Genomic DNA, 932 nt, shown 5'->3' with positions numbered 1-932 from the left:
CGGCTCACGGGGTTCCTCGACTACGCACCCTTCGGCCCACGGGTCTTCCTGGCCGGCGGGCGCGTGGACGTCCGCGGCGAATCGGTGACCTACCGGGCTTCCGTCCGCGCGGGCGGCGCCTGGCACCGGCTGTCCCTTGCCCGGGTCTTCCACGACGATCCCGGCCCGGACGCCTGGGACGACACCAGGCAGGCCCGGCTCACTGTGGGTTCGCTGCTGGATGTTCCGGTCAGCATGGGACTGGCGGACGCGGCGGCCCTGATCGCCTCCGTGGAACCGGCCGGCGTCCATGGCCCCGCGGACAAGGCGGGCGTCCTCGCCAACATCGCAGCCCGGGGCCTTCGTGAGGCTTTCCGCCGGTACGGCTGAGCGGTCCCCGCAGGCAGGCAGGGCCAGACGGGGCTGATTGTGAGGCAGGACACAACGAAAGTACACGTTTGTTGCCGTCTGGTAAACAGTGTGGAACGGGCAGGGACATTCCGGCAACAACCGGGAAACACCCTCGAAAAACCGGAAGCCTACGCTGGGTTTCATCACCAACCGGGGCCAAACGAAGGCCTCACCAGCGAAAGGGCCTTCACATGTCCGCCTCGGCACCGTCCACCCCCTCCTCCGCCTCGTTCCAGGCGTCGCCGCCTGTTCCGCGGGTGGTCATCGCCGGAGCCGGACCTGCTGCCCGTGCCCTGGTGAGCAAGCTGGACGGGTCCCGCTTCGCAGGCAGCATCACTGTACTCAGCAACCGCGACGACGCCCCGTCCGAACTCCTGGAACTGGCGGCGCTCCCCCAGGTTTCAATCCGCTTCGGCCAGCCGGCCAGCTTCATCGATGCAGCAAACCGCGTGGTGACTACCTCTGACGGAATGGAGTTCAGCTACGACCAGCTGGTGATTGCCACCGGCTCCGCCCCGGCACTGTCTCCCGTGGACGGCGCC

General features: G+C 68.2%; 2 pseudogenes. Both read left to right on the top strand.

The window, feature by feature from the left end:
- Window positions 1-369 (top strand): annotated as a pseudogene (locus tag AC07YR_RS23240) (patatin-like phospholipase family protein); the annotation flags it as partial.
- A gap of 212 nt (window positions 370-581) precedes the next feature.
- Window positions 582-932 (top strand): annotated as a pseudogene (locus AC07YR_RS23235) (FAD-dependent oxidoreductase); the annotation flags it as partial.

This window comes from Arthrobacter sp. GW460-12-1-14-TSB2 (assembly GCF_059423525.1).
Note: the sequence above shows the minus strand (reverse complement) of the source record. Positions and strands in the feature narration are given on the sequence as shown.